The following is a 16,229-nucleotide window of genomic DNA, read 5'->3' as shown; positions in this document are numbered from 1 at the left end:
TCGGCGGGCGTCACAGGACCTGTCGGGCCGCCTCTCCGCCTGCGATGCGTCCGAGCACCACGGCGGTGAGCAGGCCGTTGCCGGAAAGATAGCCGGAGGCGTCCGGCCCCGACACCCCCACCGCCGCACCCCCTGCCGCGAGAAGGTTGGGCAACGGCGTGCCGTCGGGCCTCAGAACCCGCGCCCGCCTGTCCACCGCGAGGCCCCCTTGCGTGTGAAAAAGGGCCCCGGTGACCCGCACGGCCTGATACGGAGATTCAAGTTGAGGAACACCCGACCAGTCGCGACCGGCATGATCCGTGCCGCCACGGCGCTTGAGGTCGGCGACCGATTCGAGAGTCGCGCGAATCACTTGCGGGTCCATGTTCAGGCGCCGTGCCAGTTCATCCGATGATTCCGCTTGAAGCACGGCGCCGGCCGCCTCGGCGCGACGAAAGTCCTCGAACTGGCGCGCGATGCCGGCGATGCGGGCGTCGAAGATGTCGAAGGCAATGCCGCCCGGCTGGTCGAGAACCGCGAGCGCCGCTTCCGAATAGCCTTGCGCCTCGTTCCAGAACCGGCGGCCTTCCGCGTTCACCTGGAACCCGCCTTCCATGATGACAGCCCAGGAAATCAGGATGCCGTGGGGATGGGCGACCGAGCCATGGCCCTGGTGCCCGCCCATGTGCTTCATCTCCGCACCCAGCGCCTGCCCCCAGAGCACCGCATCGCCCTGGTTGCCGGGATGGCCGAAATAGAGAGCATCCTTCAGGGCCGGAATATGTGTCGCGACAAGCGCGCGGTTGCCCCCATAGCCGTTGCAGGCGAGCACCAGCGCGTCGCAGCCGATTCGCTCCTTCGCGCCATCGGGGCGGCTCACGACCAGGCCGCGCACGCGCCCCTCCGGCGTCGCGACGAGCGCCGTCACATGCGCGTCGGTGACCAGCTCGATGCCCGTGGCCTCGGCAGCGGCGCGCAGGCGGTCGATCAGCTCCGCGCCCGCGCGCGAGGCGAGCCCGTGCATTCGCCGCGCCGAATGGCCGGGATAGGAAAAGTCGGTGATGACCGTGAAGGCGAGCCCGTGGCGTTCGGTCAGCCAGTCGATGGCCGGACCCGCACCCTCCGCCACCGCCTGCAGAACGACCGCGTCAGCCTCGCCATGAGCCTTGGCCTGGATGTCGCGCGCGAAGAGCTCGACGCTGTCCGCGATTCCGGCTGCGCGCTGGGCAGCCGTGCAGGGCGCCGGAATGAGGCCGGCGGAAAGCGCCGTCGAACCCTGCGGCAGGGAATCGCGCTCGAACACCACCGGCTCAACGCCGGCTTCCCTTGCCGCCAGTGCCGCGCAGAGCCCTGCGGCCCCACCGCCGACGATGGCGACAGGGACGGTGTGGTCGAAGGGTTCGTCGTCGAACAGAACCTGGCTCATGGCGATGGCATCGGCCGGGGGACGCTGACCGTCACCCGCCGATCTCCCTCATCAGTTCCTCGACCGTCGCGATCCGTGCAACCGGCTTCAATCCGGCGATCGCCTCGTCGTGCACCTTCAGCGAGAAGGCCGCACAGCCATCCGCTATGACGGTCACATGGAAGTCGCGCACATGCGCATCGCGCACCGTGGAGGCGACCCCGCCATTGGTGACGATGCCGCAGGCCAGCAGCGTGTCGATGCCGGCCTTTCGCAACACCCATTCGAGCCGGGACATGTGGAACGCCGAATAGGCGACCTTCTCCACTTTCATGTCGATGGGCTGCAGGTCGTCGACGGTGTCGTGTCCCCATGAACCGGGAACGAAATCGCCCTTCGTCAGGAACGGCCGCAGGGTTTTCAGGTGGTCGGAGATGAAGGGCTCGCCGTTGCGACCCGGCACCAGCGTGAAATGCGTCGAGACGATCCATCCGCCCTTGCGGCGGATCAGGTCGGCCAGCGGCTTCACCCGTGCCGGCACGGCCGCAATCTCCGGCGCCGACTGTCCTGCCCGGCCGTAGGCGCCGTCCGGATGAAGGAAGTCGTTCTGCAGGTCGCAGATCAGCAGGGCGGTGCGGGCAAGGTCCATCAGGCGCGCTCCAGGACGAGGTTGCCGTAGCGGTCGACGCGGGCGCGCTGGCCGGGCGGGACGAGCGTTGTCGCATCGCCCTGTTCCAGCACGGCCGGCCCCTCGACAACCGCATCAACCGGCAGGTCGAGGCGGGAGAAGACGGCCGCCGGCCGCCAGCCGCCGAACCAGATCGGGCGCGTGCCGATGCGTGCCCTGTCGAGGGACGCCGTGGCGTCGGGAGCCAGTGCCGACAGATCGATGGCCGGACGCCGGCCGATCGCGGCGGTCCGAAGATTGACGATCCGGATGCCGAGGCCGGGCAGGAGCCGCGAGAAGGCCCGCGAATAGGCTGTCTCGAAGGCCTGGCGGACGATGGCGGGGGTGATGCCTGTCCGGCCGCCTTCCAGCGTCAACGGCAGGGGCACGGCCACCGTGTGGGTCTGGCCGAGATAGTGCATGTCGAGTTCATAGACGATGTCGATGCGCTCGACCGTGAGGCCGGCCGCCTCGACCACGGCGCGGGCGGCCTGTCCTTCCTCCGCCATGCGGAGATCGAGAGCGGAGGCGTCGAGCCCGTCGAGGGTGAGGTTCAGCGTCTGCACCTGGTCGTGCCGGATGTCCGCCATGACGCAACCCATCGCCGAGGTGACGCCGGGAAAGCGCGGAACGACAGCCGCCTTCAGGCCGATATCGGCGATCAGCGCCCCGGCGTGGAGCGCGCCGCCGCCGCCGAAAGGCATGAAGGCGAAGCGGGCGGGGTCATGGCCGCGTTCGATCGAGACGAGGCGAATGGCGCCGGCCATGCGCGCGTCGGCGACGCGCACGACGGCCTCGGCGGCCTCCTCCGGGCCGAGGCCGAGCCGTTCGCCGACATGCCGGGCGAGCGCCTCGCGTGCCGCCTCGACGTCCAGCCTTGCAAGCTTGCCGCCGATCGGACGTTCCGCATTGATGCGGCCGAGCACCAGATTGGCATCGGTGAGCGTGGGCCGGTCGTTGCCCTGCCCGTAGGCGACCGGACCCGGACGTGAGCCGGCGCTTTCGGGCCCAACCTCGAGGAAGCCGCCACGATCCACTCTGGCAATCGAGCCGCCACCGGCGCCGATCGTGGTGATCTCGATCATCGGCGAACGGATGACCAGACCGAAATCGATGGTCGTCTGGGCCGCCAGCGCCGCCTCTCCCCCGGCAATCAGCGACACGTCGAAGGAGGTGCCGCCGAGGTCGCCGGTGATGATGTCGGGATGGCCCGCGGCCGTGGCGATGGCCGCCGCCGCGATCACGCCGGCCGCCGGCCCCGACAGCGCCGTGCGGACCGGCGTCCGGCGAGCGGTGGCGGTCGACATGACCCCGCCATTGGACTGGACGATGTGGAAGGCACCGGCAAAGGATTCCGCACCGAGCGCCTGTTCCAGCTTGCCGAGATAGGAGCCGACCACCGGCTGGAGATAGGCATTGAGCGCGGTGGTGGAGGCCCGCTCGAACTCGCGAATTTCAGGCAGGATCTCGGAGGAGACCGAAACGTGTTCATTGGGCCAGACAGCGCGGGCCGCCGCGGCCGCGATGCGCTCGTTTGCCGGATTGGCATAGGCATTGACGAAGATGATGGCGAGCGCGGTCGCGCCCCTGTCGGCGAGTGCCCTTGCGGCTGCCGCCACCGCGTCCGGATCGACCGCCTCGCGCACCGTGCCGTCGGCGAGCGTCCGCTCGGCCACCTCAAGGCGCAGGTCGCGATCGGCGATGGGCGTGAAATCGCCCCACAGGCCCCAGGTGTTGCGTCGGTCGCGCCGGCGCATCTCCAGCACGTCGCGGAACCCGGCGGTCGTGATGACACCGATGCGCGCGCCCTTGCGCTCCAGCAGGGCATTGGTGCCGACCGTCGTGCCATGGACGATGGAGCCGAGGTCCGAGAGCGCTCCGAAGCCTTTGAGCCCTTCAAGGAAGCCGACCGCCTCGTCGCCGCGGTTGGATGGCACCTTGGCCGTACGGAACGTGCCGGTGGCCTCGTCCATGAAGAACAGGTCGGTGAAGGTGCCACCGACATCGACGCCGACCAGGGTGGTCATTGCACGCCCCTGGTCACGTAGCCGAGCCGGACGTCCAGTTCGCTTGCTGCCGGGTCGCGCGCGGCAGGATCGCCGAAGCCCCCGCCGCCGGGCGTTTCGAGCCGCACCCGGCCGCCCTGCCGCAACTTCACGCCGGTGACCTTGGAGGCCATGGGCGGCGTCCCGGTCGCTGCGCCATCGCTCCAGGAAAAGCGGTTCAACGCCCCCTCGCCGCCGCCATTGACGCCAAAGGGCGCAAAGCGGCCGCGCTCGCCGAGCAGGAAGACCTCGGCCCCGCGCGCATCCAGCACCTCGATCTCGTAGATGGCTCCGAGCCCGCCGCGCCGGGTTCCCGCGCCGCCGGAATCCGGCCTGAGTGCCCATTGTGTGAACATCACCGGATAGGCAGCCTCGAGAATCTCCACCGGCGGCATGGTGGCGGTGGAGATCGGATTGTTGGCGTGGTTCAGCCCGTCGCTCACGGGATTGCCGCCAAGGCCACCGCCGAAGAAATTGAACATCACCCAGCGGGCGCCGTTCGCCCTGTGCCCGGCCATCGACAGCGCGTTGATCGTGCCGAAGGGGCCGGCGGTCGCCCGTTCCGGCACCGCCCTTGCGAGGGCGCCGAAAACAACGCCGATGAGCCTCAGGATCGTCTCGGTATAGCCGGCCATGGGCCTCGGCGCCTTCGCTCCGAGCAGCGTCGTTTCCGGGACGACGAACGTGATGGGGCGGAGGCAGCCGGCATTGGCCGGCACGTCCGTGAAGACATGCTTGAGCGCCACATAGCAGGCGGCGATCGAGGTGGGCGTCGAGATATTGATGGGGCCGGCGCAGGGCGGCGAGGAGCGAGAGAAGTCGAGCACCATGGTGTCGCCTGAAATGGTCAGGTCGAGCGCTACCGTGAGCCTTTCGTCGACGATGCCATCATTGTCGAGATAGTCCTCGAAGGAATAGGTGCCGTCCGGCAGGGCGGCAACCGCCTCGCGCATCAATGCCTCGGCGCGCGCCGAGAAAGCGTCGAAGGACGCATCCACCGTCGCCTCGCCATAGTCGTCAAGCAGGGCCGACAACCGCCTCTCGCCGAGGTCGAGAGCATTCAGCTGGCCGTTGAGATCGCCCCAGTTGGAGTTCGGCAGGCGCGAGTTGGCCGCCAGGATGTCGAGGATGTCCTGGCGCATCTCGCCGCCCGCAACCAGCTTCACCACCGGGATCAGAACACCCTCCTGGAAGCTCTCGGTGGCGACCGGGTTGTAGCCGCCCGGCACATTGCCGCCGATGTCCAGCCAGTGGCCGGCGGAGGCAAGCCAGCAGAACAGCGCGCCGTTGCGGAACACCGGCCTGACGAGCCGGAAGTCGTTGAGATGGGTGCCGCCGGCATACTGGTCGTTGAAGATGAAGGTATCGCCCGGCATGAGGCTGCCGCTCGCCCTGACCTTCTCGATCACGGCCTTGACGGCAAAGGCCATGGCGCCGACGAAGATCGGCAGCCCCTTCGTGCCCTGAACCAGCGTGTCGCCGGTCTCGCGGTGGTAGAGGCCGTGACAGGCGTCCCGGGCTTCGGCGATGATCGGGTTGAACGCCGAGCGGTACAGCGTTGCGTCCATCTCGTCGGCGATCTGCTCGAGCCGGCCCTTCAGCACCGCAAGCGTGACGGGATCGAGGGTCACGCCCCGCCTCCCCCGTCATAGCGCAGCCCCGACTCCAGAAGGTCCGTCGTGCCGACGATCTCGGCCAGTTCGTCGAAGGAATACATGTCCTCGCGCACGGCATCGGACGTGCCGTCCGCCTTGAGCGCGTCGTAGAAGCGCCGGGCGCTGTGCGCCATGGCCCGCACGACGCCGGCCGAGAAGACCACCAGGTTGTAGCCCATGGCCTCGAGATCCTTGACCGGCGTCATCGGGGTGCGGCCGCCCTCCACCATGTTGGTCATGAGCGGAACGCGCCGGCCGAGCGCCCGGGGCACCGCGGCAATCTCCTCGCGCGTGCGCGGTGCCTCCACGAAGATGATGTCCGCACCGGCTTCGGCATAGACCGCGGCGCGCTCGAAAGCCCGCTCGAAGCCCTCCACAGCGCCGGCATCGGTCCGCGCGATGATCAACAGCCCGTTCTTCCGCGCATCCACCGCCGCCTTGATCTTGCCGACCATCTCGGCGGCCGGAACCACGTCCTTGCCGCGCAGGTGGCCGCAGCGCTTGGGGAAGGTCTGGTCCTCGATCTGGATGGCCGCCGCCCCCGCGCGCTCGAAGAACCGGATCGTGCGCTGGACGGTGATGGCGTTGCCGAAGCCGGTATCGCCGTCGGCGATCAGCGGCACATCCACCTTGTCGGCAACGCGGGCGATGACCTCGGTCACCTCGGTCATCGTGGTGAGCCCGACATCGGGCATGCCGAGCCGGCTGTAGGCGATGCCGGCGCCGGTCAGATACAGCGCCTCGAAGCCTGCATTCACCGCAAGCTGCGCGGTGAGCGGGTCGATCACGCCGGGCGCGACCAGAACCGGGCTCTGGTCGAGCCTTTGCCGCAAACGTTGAGCCGGACTCATGTCATGTCTCCCGTCAGACCGTGGCCAGCGCCAGGAGGCGCCGGGGGTCCATGTCAGTGTCGAGCGCGTTCACCGCTGCGATGACGCGCCTTGCCCCGGTCTCGCCCCAGACCGGCGTGGTGATCTCGATGAACTTCGCCTCCACCTCGGACACCGGATAGGGGTCCTCCGTGTCGCCGCGGTTGGTGGTGGCAAGCGCCGTGAAGGACCGCCCATCGGCGAGGCGCATCGTCACGCGTGCGGGTCGCGCCGCCGGCAACATGGCCGTCAGCGCGGGATCCTCTGTCACCGTGACCCGGCTTGCGAGCGCGCGCGTGACACGGTCGCCGCGCGCGGCATCGCGGAACGCCTCGATCGAGGCCGAGCCGTTGACCAGCGTCGTGGCCAGGGCGAATGGCAGCGAGAACTTGGCCGCAAGCATGGATTTTGGATCGGGATCGTCGAGCTGGGCCGCCCAGACATAGGTCTCGACCTCGATGCCGAGGACGTGGCGCGGATCGACCGGACCGATTTTCGCAAGAATCTCGCCAAGCGCATCCAGCGCCGCATGGGTGTAGCGGCAGGCCGCGTGGCGCTTGAAATAGTTCCGCGCGATCTCCCAGCGGGTGCCGAGGTCGGCCGTCATCTCACCCGGTCGGAAGTCGGTGGCTGCCACCGTGCCATAGACAGTTGCAACACCGTCGATCTCGCCGGAGAAGCCGGCGCCGGTCAGTTCGAAGGCGAGCAACCCCAGCTTGTTGGACAGTCCCGCATAGCTGTTCCGGACGGTCGCGCCCTCCAGCATGGTCTTGCGGCTGGTGGCGAGCCCCAGCGACGAGGCGATGTTGATGACCTCGGCCATGCTGCCGGCATCGAGTTCGTGCAGCCTTGCCACCGCCAGCGCGGCGCCGACCGTGCCCCAGGTGCCGTGCGGATGCATGGTGACGACAAGCTTGGAGGCAATGCCGATGCGCGCACCGATCTCGTAGCCGAGCACGACGGCCGTGATGAGGTCCTCTCCCGATGCACCGAGCCGGGCGGCCATGATCAGGGCAGCCGGCACCACATGGATGCCGGGATGGCCGCGGGCATACTGGTTGCCTTCGTCGATCTCCAGCATCGTCCCGGCGGTGCCGGCGAGCAGGGCCGCGTTGGAGGCTGACAGGCGCCCGGAGCCGCCGATGACCGGTGTGTCTCCGGCGCCGTCGAGGCGGGCCAGCCTGTCGGCCAGCGCCCGCATCTCCGGCTCGGCCATGCCGGCACTGATTGCGCCGATGCAGTCGTATATCACCTGTTTCGCGCGGGCGACGACCTCCTCCGGCAGATCGTGGAACGACAGCCCCGCGGCAAAGGAGCAGAACGTCCCCAACCAGTTCGTACGGGGCTCCGCCGCAAGCTCGGTGGCTGTCTTCACGCCGGGGGTGACGATCGCCATGGCTGTTTCCCTCACATGCCGAGATAGGCGCGGCGCAGGTCGTCGCTAGCCGCAAGGTCGGCCGCCGCGCCGGAGAGGGCGAAGATGCCGTTTTCCAGGATGAAGGCGCGCGCAGCGATCTCCAGCGACTGTACGACATTCTGCTCGACCAGCAGCACGGCCAGGCCCTCGGCATGGATGCGCCGGACGAGCGCGAACATCTCCTCCACAAGCAAGGGTGAGAGACCCAGCGAGGGCTCGTCGAGAATGAGCAGTTTGGGTTCGGCCATCAGGCCGCGGCCGATGGCCAGCATCTGCTGCTCGCCGCCCGAAAGGGTGCCGGCGAGCTGCTCAGTCCGTTCCAGCAGGCGCGGAAAGATGGTGAAGACCCGCTCGAGATTGGCCGCCCGCCCGGCCCGGCCCCGTCGGTAGGAGCCGAGTTCCAGATTTTCGCGGACGGTCATGTTGGGGAAGATCTTGCGTCCCTCGGGCACCTGGATCAGGCCGCGCGCGACGATGGCCGGCGGCGCGGCGTTGGTGATGTCCTCCCCGAGGAAGCGGATGCGCCCGCCCCGGGCCGGCTCGACGCCCGAAATGACCTTGTTGAGCGTCGTCTTGCCGACCCCATTCGACCCGAGCACGGCAACGATCTCGCCGGCGCCAACGGTCATCGACAGGCCGCGGAGGATCTCGGTGGGGCCGTAACCGGCCTTGATATCCTCGACGACGAGCAGGGGTTCTGCCGCGGCGCTTTCTGCGATGGGGCGCTCAGTCATGGGCCGCCCTCCCCGACAGGCGCGCGGCGGCGCCGTGGCCAAGATAGGCCTCAACCACGGCCGGATCGCCGACAACTTCCGCCGGTGTCCCGGCGGCGATCAGGCGGCCGTTGGCGAGCACGTGGACATGCTCGCACAGGCTCATCACGGCCTGCATGACGTGCTCGATCATCAGGATGGTGACGCCGGCATCCCGCACCTTGCGGATGACCGGCACGATGTCGCGGATTTCGGAAGGGTTGAGGCCCGCCAGCACCTCGTCGAGCAGGATGAGCTTCGGCCCGGTGGCGAGTGCGCGAGCAAGTTCCAGGCGCTTGCGCCCGGCAACCGTCAGCGCCGAGGCCGGCCTTTCGAGGTCGGAGAGCCCGACCATGGCCGCCACCTCGACGGCACGGGCAAAGGCCTCGGCGCGATGGGGAGAGCGGAGATAGGCGCCGACGGCGATGTTCTCGACCACCGACAGCCCGGCAAAGGGCTGGACGATCTGGAAGGTACGCGCGATGCCGAGCAGGGCGAGAGCCTCGGGGCTGCGCCCGGTAATGTCGTCATCCTCGAACCGGATGCGGCCGACGGTGGGCTTCTCGAAACCCGAGATCACCGTGAACAGCGTGGTCTTGCCCGCGCCGTTCGGGCCGATCAGCCCGGTGATCGAGCCCGGCCTCACGGACAGCGTCACATCGCTGACCGCCACGAGCCCGCCGAAGCGCTTGGTGACTGCGTCCACGGAGAGCATCAGCGCCCTCCCCGCAGCCGGTCGAGAAGGCCGAGCAGGCCGCGCGGAGCGAAGGCAATGACCGCGATCAGCAGCATGCCATAGACGACGAGATCGACGCCGGGGATGGCCGAGCCGAACAGGCCATGGATGCCGGTCTTGGCAAGCTCCCCGAGGCCGATCAGCGCCATGGCGCCGATCAGCGGGCCGAAGACCGTCCCGATGCCCCCGATGATGGGGGCGAGCAGCGCCTCGACGGAGATCCAGGCGCCATAGGCGATATTGGCGTCGATGTAGAGGAACTTCTGGGTGTAGAAGGCGCCGGCCAGCGCGGTGACGGCGGCCGAAAGCGTGATGGCCTTCAGCTTGACCTTCAGCGTATCGACGCCGAGCGCGCGGGCGGCGTCCTCGTTCTCGCGCACCGCCACCAGCCAGGAGCCGAAGCGCGAACGCTCCATGGCCCGGTTGGCGAGCAGGACCGCGCCGACGGCGGCAAGCGCCAGATAGTAGAAGGCCTCCTGCGCCGCGAACTGGAACTGTCCCGCGCCGATCCTCAGCGGCACGAGCGTGCCCGCTGCCCCGCCCGTGATGGGAGTGGAATTGGCGAGGATGCGGAAGACTTCGGCGAAAGCGAGCGTCACCAGCGCGAAATAGGAGCCGCGCAGCCGCGCCCGGAAGGCCAGCGAGCCGATGACGGCACCGACGAGGCCGCCGAGCGCCACGGCCAGCGGCAGCGCCACCCAGGCATTGACGCCATAGCGCGTCTGCAGGACCGCCTGGGCATAGGCCCCCGTGCCGAAGAATGCGGCGTGACCGAATGAGAACTGTCCGCCATAGCCGCCGGCAAGGTTCCAGCCCTGTGCCGCCAGGGTGATGATCAGCGCGAAGACCAGCATGTTCATCACGGTGTTGGCGCCGGCGACCATGCCAAGGGCCACCAGTCCGGGAACCGCGAAGGGCAATACGGCAAAAGCGGCGATTGCGACCAGGATGGAGCGATAGGCGACGAGCCGGTCCATCACGCCTTTGCCCCGAACAGACCGGTCGGCCGCAGCAGCAGGACGAGGATGAAGATCAGGAAAATGCCGATCTGGCCGAGGCTTTCGCCGAGATAGAGGCCGGACAGGCTTTCCACCACGCCGATGATCAGGCCGCCTGCCAGTGCCCCGGCGATGGAGCCCATGCCGCCCAGCACCACCACGGTGAAGGCGACCAGAACGAAGGCGTTGCCCACGCGCGGATTGACGTAGAAAGAGGGCATCAGCAGGCAGGCCGCTACCGCGATCGTCGCCGCCCCGAGGCCGAAGGTGACGGCATAGATGTGATTGACATCGATGCCGACCAGGGCCGCGCCCAGCTTCTCTTTGGCGACCGCCCGGATCGCCTTGCCGGTATCGGTCAGCGCCAGGATGGCCCAGAGCGCCATCGCCACGAGGATGGCGACGCCAAACCCGATGACCCGCGGCAGGGAAAGCAGCGCGAAGCCGAGATCGACCACCGAGAAGGAATAGTCGAGGGTCAGCGCGCGGGTGTCCGACCGGAAGATGGCGAGCAGCGCGTTCTCGATCACGATGGACAGGCCAAGCGTCACAAGCAGGATCGAACCGTCATCGTTGCGGCTTGCCGGCGAGATGACGAAGCGCTGCAGGCCATAGCCGAACAGGAAGAACAGCGGCGTGAGCGGCAGGATGGCGAGGTACGGGTCGATCCCGAGACCGAGATGAACCAGCAGGACCGCGAACATGGCCAGCGTCAGCATGGCCCCGTGCGCGAAGTTGATAATGTGCAGCACCCCATAGACCAGCGTCAGCCCGAGCGCGACCAGCGCATAGACGGCGCCAGTCAGCAGGCCGTTCAGCACGGCCTCAAGGACGATCTGGGGCGGATAGGATCTGAACACGGATCGGGGCGGCCTCGGACATGAAAGAATGCTCGTGGCCGGCGGCACCGGCCACGAAGGCAGTCGCAAGGGTCAAGGCGGAGCCGGCGCCGCGCCGGTCCGCCCGACCATCAGCCCGTGACCGGGAAGACCGGCTTGGCGTCGGCGAAGGCGTCGGGGAAGATCACCTTGATGTCTCCGCCCTGTATCTGGGTGTTGACTGGCGAGGCACCGGTGTTCTGGCCGTTTTCGAACTTGGTCGGCCCGTAGGGCATGATGTGATCGGAGAAGGTCGAGGCGGCCAGCGCCTCGATGATCTTCGTCCGGTCACGCGAAGCCGCCCGCTCGATGGCGTCGGCGGTCAGCCTGACAGCCGAATAGTTGAGCGGCACGTTGTAGAGCCAGAACCGTCCCATGGCCTCGACCTGCCGGCGCAGTTCGGCGGTCTTGGGCTTGCGCGGATCGGCCCAGTGGTTGCAGTCCATGACGTTGTTGGCCGCATCCGGGAACTCGCGCAGGAAGCGGAAGTTGGAGGCCGCCCCGTTCAGCACCGCATAGACGCCCTTCGGACGGATGCGCTGCTGCTGCATGGTGCGGGCGAGCAGCACGAACTCGCCGTAATAGCTCGACGGAATGACGAGGTCCGGATTAAGCGCGCGGATGCGCAGGGCGACATTCGACATGTCGCGGGCCGGCGTCGGGTGGGCAATGGTCTCCAGGATCTGGAAGCCGAGAGCCGAGAGCCGCTCGTTCATGAGCTTGGCAAGTCCCGAGCCGAAAAGGCCGTCCTCGTGGACCAGCACGACGGTCCTGGCCGGCTTGCCGGCAGCATCATTGAGCTTGACGAGGTTCTCGATGGCGACCCGCGTGCAGGTGCCGAAACCGGGCCCGAAGCGGAAGGTGTTCTTCAGGCCGCGCGACACGATGGCATCGGACACGCCGACATCGACCACATAGGCAAGGTCGTAGCGAGCGGCCGCCTGCGAGGCGGCAAGGCAGATGGGCGAGGCAAAGCCGCCGACGATGGCCGCCACGCCCTCGGCGTGCATCTTTTCGACCTCCTGCGTGCCGGCTTCCGGATTGGACCGGGCATCGCCGAAGACCATCTCGATCTTCGCGCCGCCGAGCGACTTGATGCCGCCGGCGTCGTTGATCTCCTTGATGGCCAGTTCCGCGCCGATACGGCCGTATTCGCCGTCCTGGGCGAGGTTGCCGGTCACAGGCTGCAGGATGCCAAGCTTGACGGGAGCCGCCTGGGCCCTGACCAGGCCGGGGGCCGAGAGCAGGGCGGCACCGGCGGCGCCGGTCTTGATGAGGTTCCGCCGCGAAAGGCCGAAATCATGTGTCATGGTCGCTGGTCTCCGTTCTCAACCTCTGTTTCGGCCGGCGTTCGGCGCCGGCTCGTCAGGTTCTTGGCTTCGATCGGGTCCCGGCGCCCACACAGGCGCGCCGCGACCTGTCAGTCGCTAGCTGCCACCCCGTTCATGCCGAGACCGCTGCGCGCCCGCTCGACCGGCGACCACAGCCGGTCGCCGCCGGAATCGATGCGCACGAGGTCCATCTGGAACGAGTAGCGATCCGGCCGGTAATAGGCCATCAGGTGCTCGATGCCGCGCCTGCGCAGGTCGAACACGGTGCGCTGGAGCGATAGCAGCGGGGCGCCGATGTCGATGGCGAGTTCGGCTGCCACCTCGGGCCCGGCAAGGGTCGAGGAAATCGTCTGGGTGGCACGGTCGACCTTGACGCCGGAGCGCTCGATCAGGGTCAGCAGCGGCTGCACGCCGAGCTCGGCTTCCGTGTAGGTCGATCCGATGCGCTGGGGCACATGCGTGACGAGGTAGGAGAAGGGCTCTCCGTCGATGATGCGTACCCTGACGGAGCGCTGCACCCGCTCACCGGCATCGAGCCTCAGCGCCTCGGCGATTTCCGGCGCAGGATCGACATAGCCAAACTGGAGCAGCCGCACATCAGTCGACCGGCCCATCTCGACGAGATGGGCGAGTGCATTGGACAGGTCCGCGACAATCGGTCGCCGGATCGTGCGCGCGGTGATGAACGTGCCGGCGCCGGGCCGGCGGGAGATCAGCCCCTCGCGCTCGAGCTCCGCCAGCGCACGCCGGATCGTCACGCGCGACACGTTGTGGATGTCGGCAAGGTCCGGCTCGGATGGAAGGCGCGTGCCCGGTGTCAGATCGCCCGACGAAATCCGGTCCCGGAGCGTCAGATAGACCCGGCGTGTCTTTGAGGTTTCGATCGCCTCTGCCATGGTGTCCCCCTCGGTTGGACGACCCGACGCCTGCCCGGACAGGGGAGAAACTTCCCTAACGGCAATGGAAGCGTCTCGGAGCATTGTCTACCGATCTGTCCGAAGGATTGCCACAGGCAATTTCTATCTTTGTCTATACTATGATACAATCGGGTCCGGTCAAGTGCCTGTCAGGAGGTGGTGACGTGTCCGCTCCGAAGACCCTGTTCGATCGCGTCTGGGAAGCCCACGTCGTCCGGCAGCGCGCGGATGGCCTCGCGCTTCTGTGGATCGACCGGCATTTCGTCCATGAGGGCTCTCACCACGCCTTCGGGCAGATCGCTGCGCGCGGCGCGCCGGTGGCGCGGCCCGACCTCACCTTCGGCGTGGCGGACCACTATGTCCCGACCCGCGGGCGCGGCGGGCCGATCGCAGACCCGACGGTGGCACGCATGGTCGACCTCCTGTCGGCCAACACGGCCAGCCATGAGATCACCCTTTTCGGCCTCGACGATCCGCGGCAGGGCATCGTGCATGTCACCGCCACCGAGCAGGGCATCACCCTGCCCGGCCTGACGGTGGTCTGCGGCGACAGCCACACCTCCACCCATGGTGCGTTCGGGGCGATCGCCTTTGGCATTGGCGCCTCGGAAGTGGCCCATGTGCTGGCCAGTCAGACGCTCTGGCAGAAGAGGCCAAAACGACTGCGCATCCGTGTGGACGGCGCAGCCGGTCCAGGCGTGACCGCCAAGGACATTGCGCTGGCGATCATTGCCGCCGTCGGTGCCGACGGGGCGGCGGGCCATGCCATCGAATTTGCGGGACCGGCCATCCGGGCCCTGTCGATGGAAGGGCGCATGACCCTTTGCAACATGTCGATCGAGGCTGGCGGGCGATGCGGCATGGTCGCGCCGGACGAGACGACCTTCGCCTATCTGAAAGGCCGCCCCTTCGCGCCCGATGGTGCCATCTGGGAGCAGGCGGTGGCCGACTGGGCGCAGCTTGCCTCCGACCCCGACGCGGCATTCGACCTTGAGGTGTCGCTGGATGGCGGGGCAATCGCTCCGACCGTGACCTGGGGAATCAGCCCCGAACAGGCTCTGCCGATTTCCGCCACGGTGCCTGATCCCGAGGCCATGACCGATCCGGTGAAGGCCGCCGCTGCGCGCGATGCGCTCGACTACATGGCCCTGTCCGCCGGCCAGCCGCTCGACACCATCGCCATCGACCGCGTCTTCATCGGCTCCTGCACGAATGCGCGGATCGAGGACCTGCGCGCCGCTGCAACCGTGCTCGCCGGCCGAAAATCCGCCGTGCCGGGACTTGTGGCGCCCGGATCGTCGGCCGTGAAGCGCCAGGCCGAGGCCGAAGGACTGGCGCGCATCTTCACCGAAGCGGGGCTGGAATGGGTCGAATCCGGCTGCTCGATGTGCGTCGGAATGAATGGCGACATTGTCGGCCCCGGTGAACGCTGCGCGTCCACGACAAACCGCAACTTCAAGGGCCGGCAGGGCCCTGGCGCCCGCACCCACCTGATGTCGCCGGCCATGGTGGCTGCGGCTGCGGTCACCGGCCGTCTGACCGATGTGAGACGGCTCGCATGACCCCTTTCGTCACCATGACCGGGCCGGCGCTGCGCCTGCCGCTCGCCAATGTCGATACGGACCAGCTGATTCCGGCGCGCTTCATGAAGGAACCGCGCAAGCCGGACGGCTACGGGCGGTTCCTCCTCCACGACCTGACTGCCGCTGGTACGGCCCCTGCCCCTGCCCCGGCCGCCGGCCAGACCGTGGTGGTGGCCCGTCGCAATTTCGGCTGCGGCTCGTCGCGCGAGGCTGCCGTCTATGCGCTCGCCGACAGCGGTTTCAGGGCTGTCATCGCGCCGAGCTTCGGCGACATCTTCGCCTCCAACTGCGTGAAGAACGGGGTTGTGCCGGCGATCGTCAGCGAGGCCGATGCCGAAGCGCTGCTGGCCGCCGGCGATCATCCCGTCACGGTCGACCTCGAGGCCTTGCGGATCGTCGCCGGCAATCTCGCCGTCGATTTCACCATCGACCCGGTCTGGCGCACCCAGTTGCTCAACGGCTGGGACGACATCGACCTCACGCTGGCGGAGGGCGAGGCGATTGCCGTCTTCGTGGCGCGCGATGCAGCCGCCCGGCCCTGGGCGGCTCCGCGGCGTTGACGGCAAGACGGCGACCATGACGATCGAGGGCCAGCATCACGTTCTGCTTGCCATGCCGGCCGGCGGCGAGACGGAGGCACGGGCCTTCTACGGCGGCCTGCTGGGCCTTGCCGAAGTGCCGAAACCGGCCAGCCTCGCCGCGCGCGGCGGCTGCTGGTTCGAGCGGGGCACCGTCCGCACCGATCTCGGTGTCGAGACGGGCTTCCGGCCCGCGCGCAAGGCCCATCCAGCGCTGGTCGTCAGCGATCTCGAGGACCTGGTCCTGCGGCTTCGCGCGGCGGGTATCGAGACGCGCGACGACTACCCCCTTGAAGGCTCTATCCGGACCTTCGTCAGCGACCCGTTAGGCAACCGGATCGAACTGATGCAGGCCACTGGGTAGCGGCCTGCTGGGGTGCCGGATCCGGATGGTCCGCGGGCGGCACCCCCTACGACCC

Annotated in this window: 15 protein-coding genes; 3 read left to right on the top strand and 12 right to left on the bottom strand. The window is 68.2% G+C overall.

Going from position 1 to position 16,229, the window contains the following annotated elements:
- Positions 1–10: 10 nt before the first annotated feature.
- From ACTIFS_RS09415 to ACTIFS_RS09360, 12 genes are all read right to left on the bottom strand, one after another.
- A complete protein-coding gene (locus ACTIFS_RS09415) occupies positions 11–1,405 on the bottom strand; it encodes an FAD-dependent oxidoreductase (protein ID WP_439573818.1) in 1,395 nt (464 codons plus the stop codon).
- Between the two features lie 31 nt (positions 1,406–1,436).
- On the bottom strand, positions 1,437–2,033 hold the full coding sequence (locus ACTIFS_RS09410) for a cysteine hydrolase family protein (protein WP_439573817.1): 597 nt from the start codon (positions 2,031–2,033) through the stop codon (positions 1,437–1,439).
- Positions 2,033–4,078 (bottom strand): hydantoinase/oxoprolinase family protein, encoded by a 2,046-nt coding sequence (locus ACTIFS_RS09405; RefSeq protein WP_439573816.1) that lies wholly within the window; start codon positions 4,076–4,078, stop codon positions 2,033–2,035. Before ACTIFS_RS09405 ends, ACTIFS_RS09410 begins: the two co-directional genes overlap by 1 nt.
- Positions 4,075–5,727, bottom strand: coding sequence for a hydantoinase B/oxoprolinase family protein (locus tag ACTIFS_RS09400; protein ID WP_439573815.1), 1,653 nt, complete (start codon positions 5,725–5,727; stop codon positions 4,075–4,077). The genes ACTIFS_RS09405 and ACTIFS_RS09400 overlap by 4 nt, the downstream gene beginning before the upstream one ends.
- A complete protein-coding gene (locus tag ACTIFS_RS09395; RefSeq protein WP_439573814.1) occupies positions 5,724–6,602 on the bottom strand; it encodes an isocitrate lyase/PEP mutase family protein in 879 nt (292 codons plus the stop codon). Before ACTIFS_RS09395 ends, ACTIFS_RS09400 begins: the two co-directional genes overlap by 4 nt.
- 13 nt (positions 6,603–6,615) lie before the next feature.
- Positions 6,616–8,016, bottom strand: coding sequence for an MmgE/PrpD family protein (locus ACTIFS_RS09390; protein WP_439573813.1), 1,401 nt, complete (start codon positions 8,014–8,016; stop codon positions 6,616–6,618).
- Positions 8,017–8,027: 11 nt separating this feature from the next.
- Entirely contained in the window at positions 8,028–8,729 is a 702-nt protein-coding gene (locus tag ACTIFS_RS09385; protein ID WP_439573913.1) for an ABC transporter ATP-binding protein, read from the bottom strand.
- A 34-nt stretch (positions 8,730–8,763) separates the two neighbouring features.
- Entirely contained in the window at positions 8,764–9,504 is a 741-nt protein-coding gene (locus tag ACTIFS_RS09380) for an ABC transporter ATP-binding protein (protein ID WP_439573812.1), read from the bottom strand.
- The gene (locus ACTIFS_RS09375; protein ID WP_439573811.1) at positions 9,504–10,502 is read right to left on the bottom strand and encodes a branched-chain amino acid ABC transporter permease; all 999 of its coding nucleotides are present in this window, start codon (positions 10,500–10,502) and stop codon (positions 9,504–9,506) included. The genes ACTIFS_RS09380 and ACTIFS_RS09375 overlap by 1 nt, the downstream gene beginning before the upstream one ends.
- Positions 10,502–11,383 (bottom strand): branched-chain amino acid ABC transporter permease, encoded by an 882-nt coding sequence (locus tag ACTIFS_RS09370; protein ID WP_439573810.1) that lies wholly within the window; start codon positions 11,381–11,383, stop codon positions 10,502–10,504. Before ACTIFS_RS09370 ends, ACTIFS_RS09375 begins: the two co-directional genes overlap by 1 nt.
- Before the next feature lie 110 nt (positions 11,384–11,493).
- Positions 11,494–12,711 carry an ABC transporter substrate-binding protein gene (locus ACTIFS_RS09365; protein WP_439573809.1) on the bottom strand — a complete coding sequence of 406 codons (1,218 nt, stop codon included), beginning with the start codon at positions 12,709–12,711 and terminating at the stop codon, positions 11,494–11,496.
- 110 nt (positions 12,712–12,821) lie between these two features.
- Positions 12,822–13,628, bottom strand: coding sequence for a GntR family transcriptional regulator (locus ACTIFS_RS09360; protein ID WP_439573808.1), 807 nt, complete (start codon positions 13,626–13,628; stop codon positions 12,822–12,824).
- A 140-nt stretch (positions 13,629–13,768) separates the two neighbouring features.
- Here ACTIFS_RS09360 and leuC point away from each other — a divergent pair, with 140 nt between their 5' ends.
- Genes leuC through ACTIFS_RS09345 form a run of 3 tightly spaced genes read left to right on the top strand, consistent with a single transcriptional unit; the run spans position 13,769 to position 16,174 of the window.
- Positions 13,769–15,211, top strand: a complete 1,443-nt coding sequence (gene leuC, locus ACTIFS_RS09355; RefSeq protein ID WP_439573807.1) for a 3-isopropylmalate dehydratase large subunit — start codon at positions 13,769–13,771, stop codon at positions 15,209–15,211.
- Positions 15,208–15,792, top strand: a complete 585-nt coding sequence (leuD, locus tag ACTIFS_RS09350) for a 3-isopropylmalate dehydratase small subunit (RefSeq protein ID WP_439573806.1) — start codon at positions 15,208–15,210, stop codon at positions 15,790–15,792. Before leuC ends, leuD begins: the two co-directional genes overlap by 4 nt.
- Positions 15,793–15,808: 16 nt before the next feature.
- Positions 15,809–16,174 (top strand): glyoxalase, encoded by a 366-nt coding sequence (locus ACTIFS_RS09345; RefSeq protein WP_439573805.1) that lies wholly within the window; start codon positions 15,809–15,811, stop codon positions 16,172–16,174.
- Positions 16,175–16,229 lie beyond the last annotated feature (55 nt).

The sequence above is a fragment of the Phreatobacter sp. genome (assembly GCF_051860605.1).
In the GTDB taxonomy this organism is placed as follows: Bacteria; Pseudomonadota; Alphaproteobacteria; order Rhizobiales; family Phreatobacteraceae; genus Phreatobacter.
Note: the sequence above shows the minus strand (reverse complement) of the source record. Positions and strands in the feature narration are given on the sequence as shown.

Excerpts from the sequence above, each read along its gene's own strand:
- ACTIFS_RS09405 (WP_439573816.1), bottom strand. The coding sequence starts at position 4,078 with ATGACCACCCTGGTCGGCGTCGATGTCGGTGGCACCTTCACCGACCTG.
- ACTIFS_RS09380 (WP_439573812.1), bottom strand. The coding sequence starts at position 9,504 with ATGCTCTCCGTGGACGCAGTCACCAAGCGCTTCGGCGGGCTCGTGGCG.
- ACTIFS_RS09415 (WP_439573818.1), bottom strand. The coding sequence starts at position 1,405 with ATGAGCCAGGTTCTGTTCGACGACGAACCCTTCGACCACACCGTCCCT.
- ACTIFS_RS09395 (WP_439573814.1), bottom strand. The coding sequence starts at position 6,602 with ATGAGTCCGGCTCAACGTTTGCGGCAAAGGCTCGACCAGAGCCCGGTT.
- ACTIFS_RS09365 (WP_439573809.1), bottom strand. The coding sequence starts at position 12,711 with ATGACACATGATTTCGGCCTTTCGCGGCGGAACCTCATCAAGACCGGC.
- ACTIFS_RS09390 (WP_439573813.1), bottom strand. The coding sequence starts at position 8,016 with ATGGCGATCGTCACCCCCGGCGTGAAGACAGCCACCGAGCTTGCGGCG.
- ACTIFS_RS09375 (WP_439573811.1), bottom strand. The coding sequence starts at position 10,502 with ATGGACCGGCTCGTCGCCTATCGCTCCATCCTGGTCGCAATCGCCGCT.
- leuC (WP_439573807.1), top strand. The coding sequence starts at position 13,769 with ATGATACAATCGGGTCCGGTCAAGTGCCTGTCAGGAGGTGGTGACGTG.
- ACTIFS_RS09360 (WP_439573808.1), bottom strand. The coding sequence starts at position 13,628 with ATGGCAGAGGCGATCGAAACCTCAAAGACACGCCGGGTCTATCTGACG.
- ACTIFS_RS09345 (WP_439573805.1), top strand. The coding sequence starts at position 15,809 with ATGACGATCGAGGGCCAGCATCACGTTCTGCTTGCCATGCCGGCCGGC.
- ACTIFS_RS09410 (WP_439573817.1), bottom strand. The coding sequence starts at position 2,033 with ATGGACCTTGCCCGCACCGCCCTGCTGATCTGCGACCTGCAGAACGAC.
- leuD (WP_439573806.1), top strand. The coding sequence starts at position 15,208 with ATGACCCCTTTCGTCACCATGACCGGGCCGGCGCTGCGCCTGCCGCTC.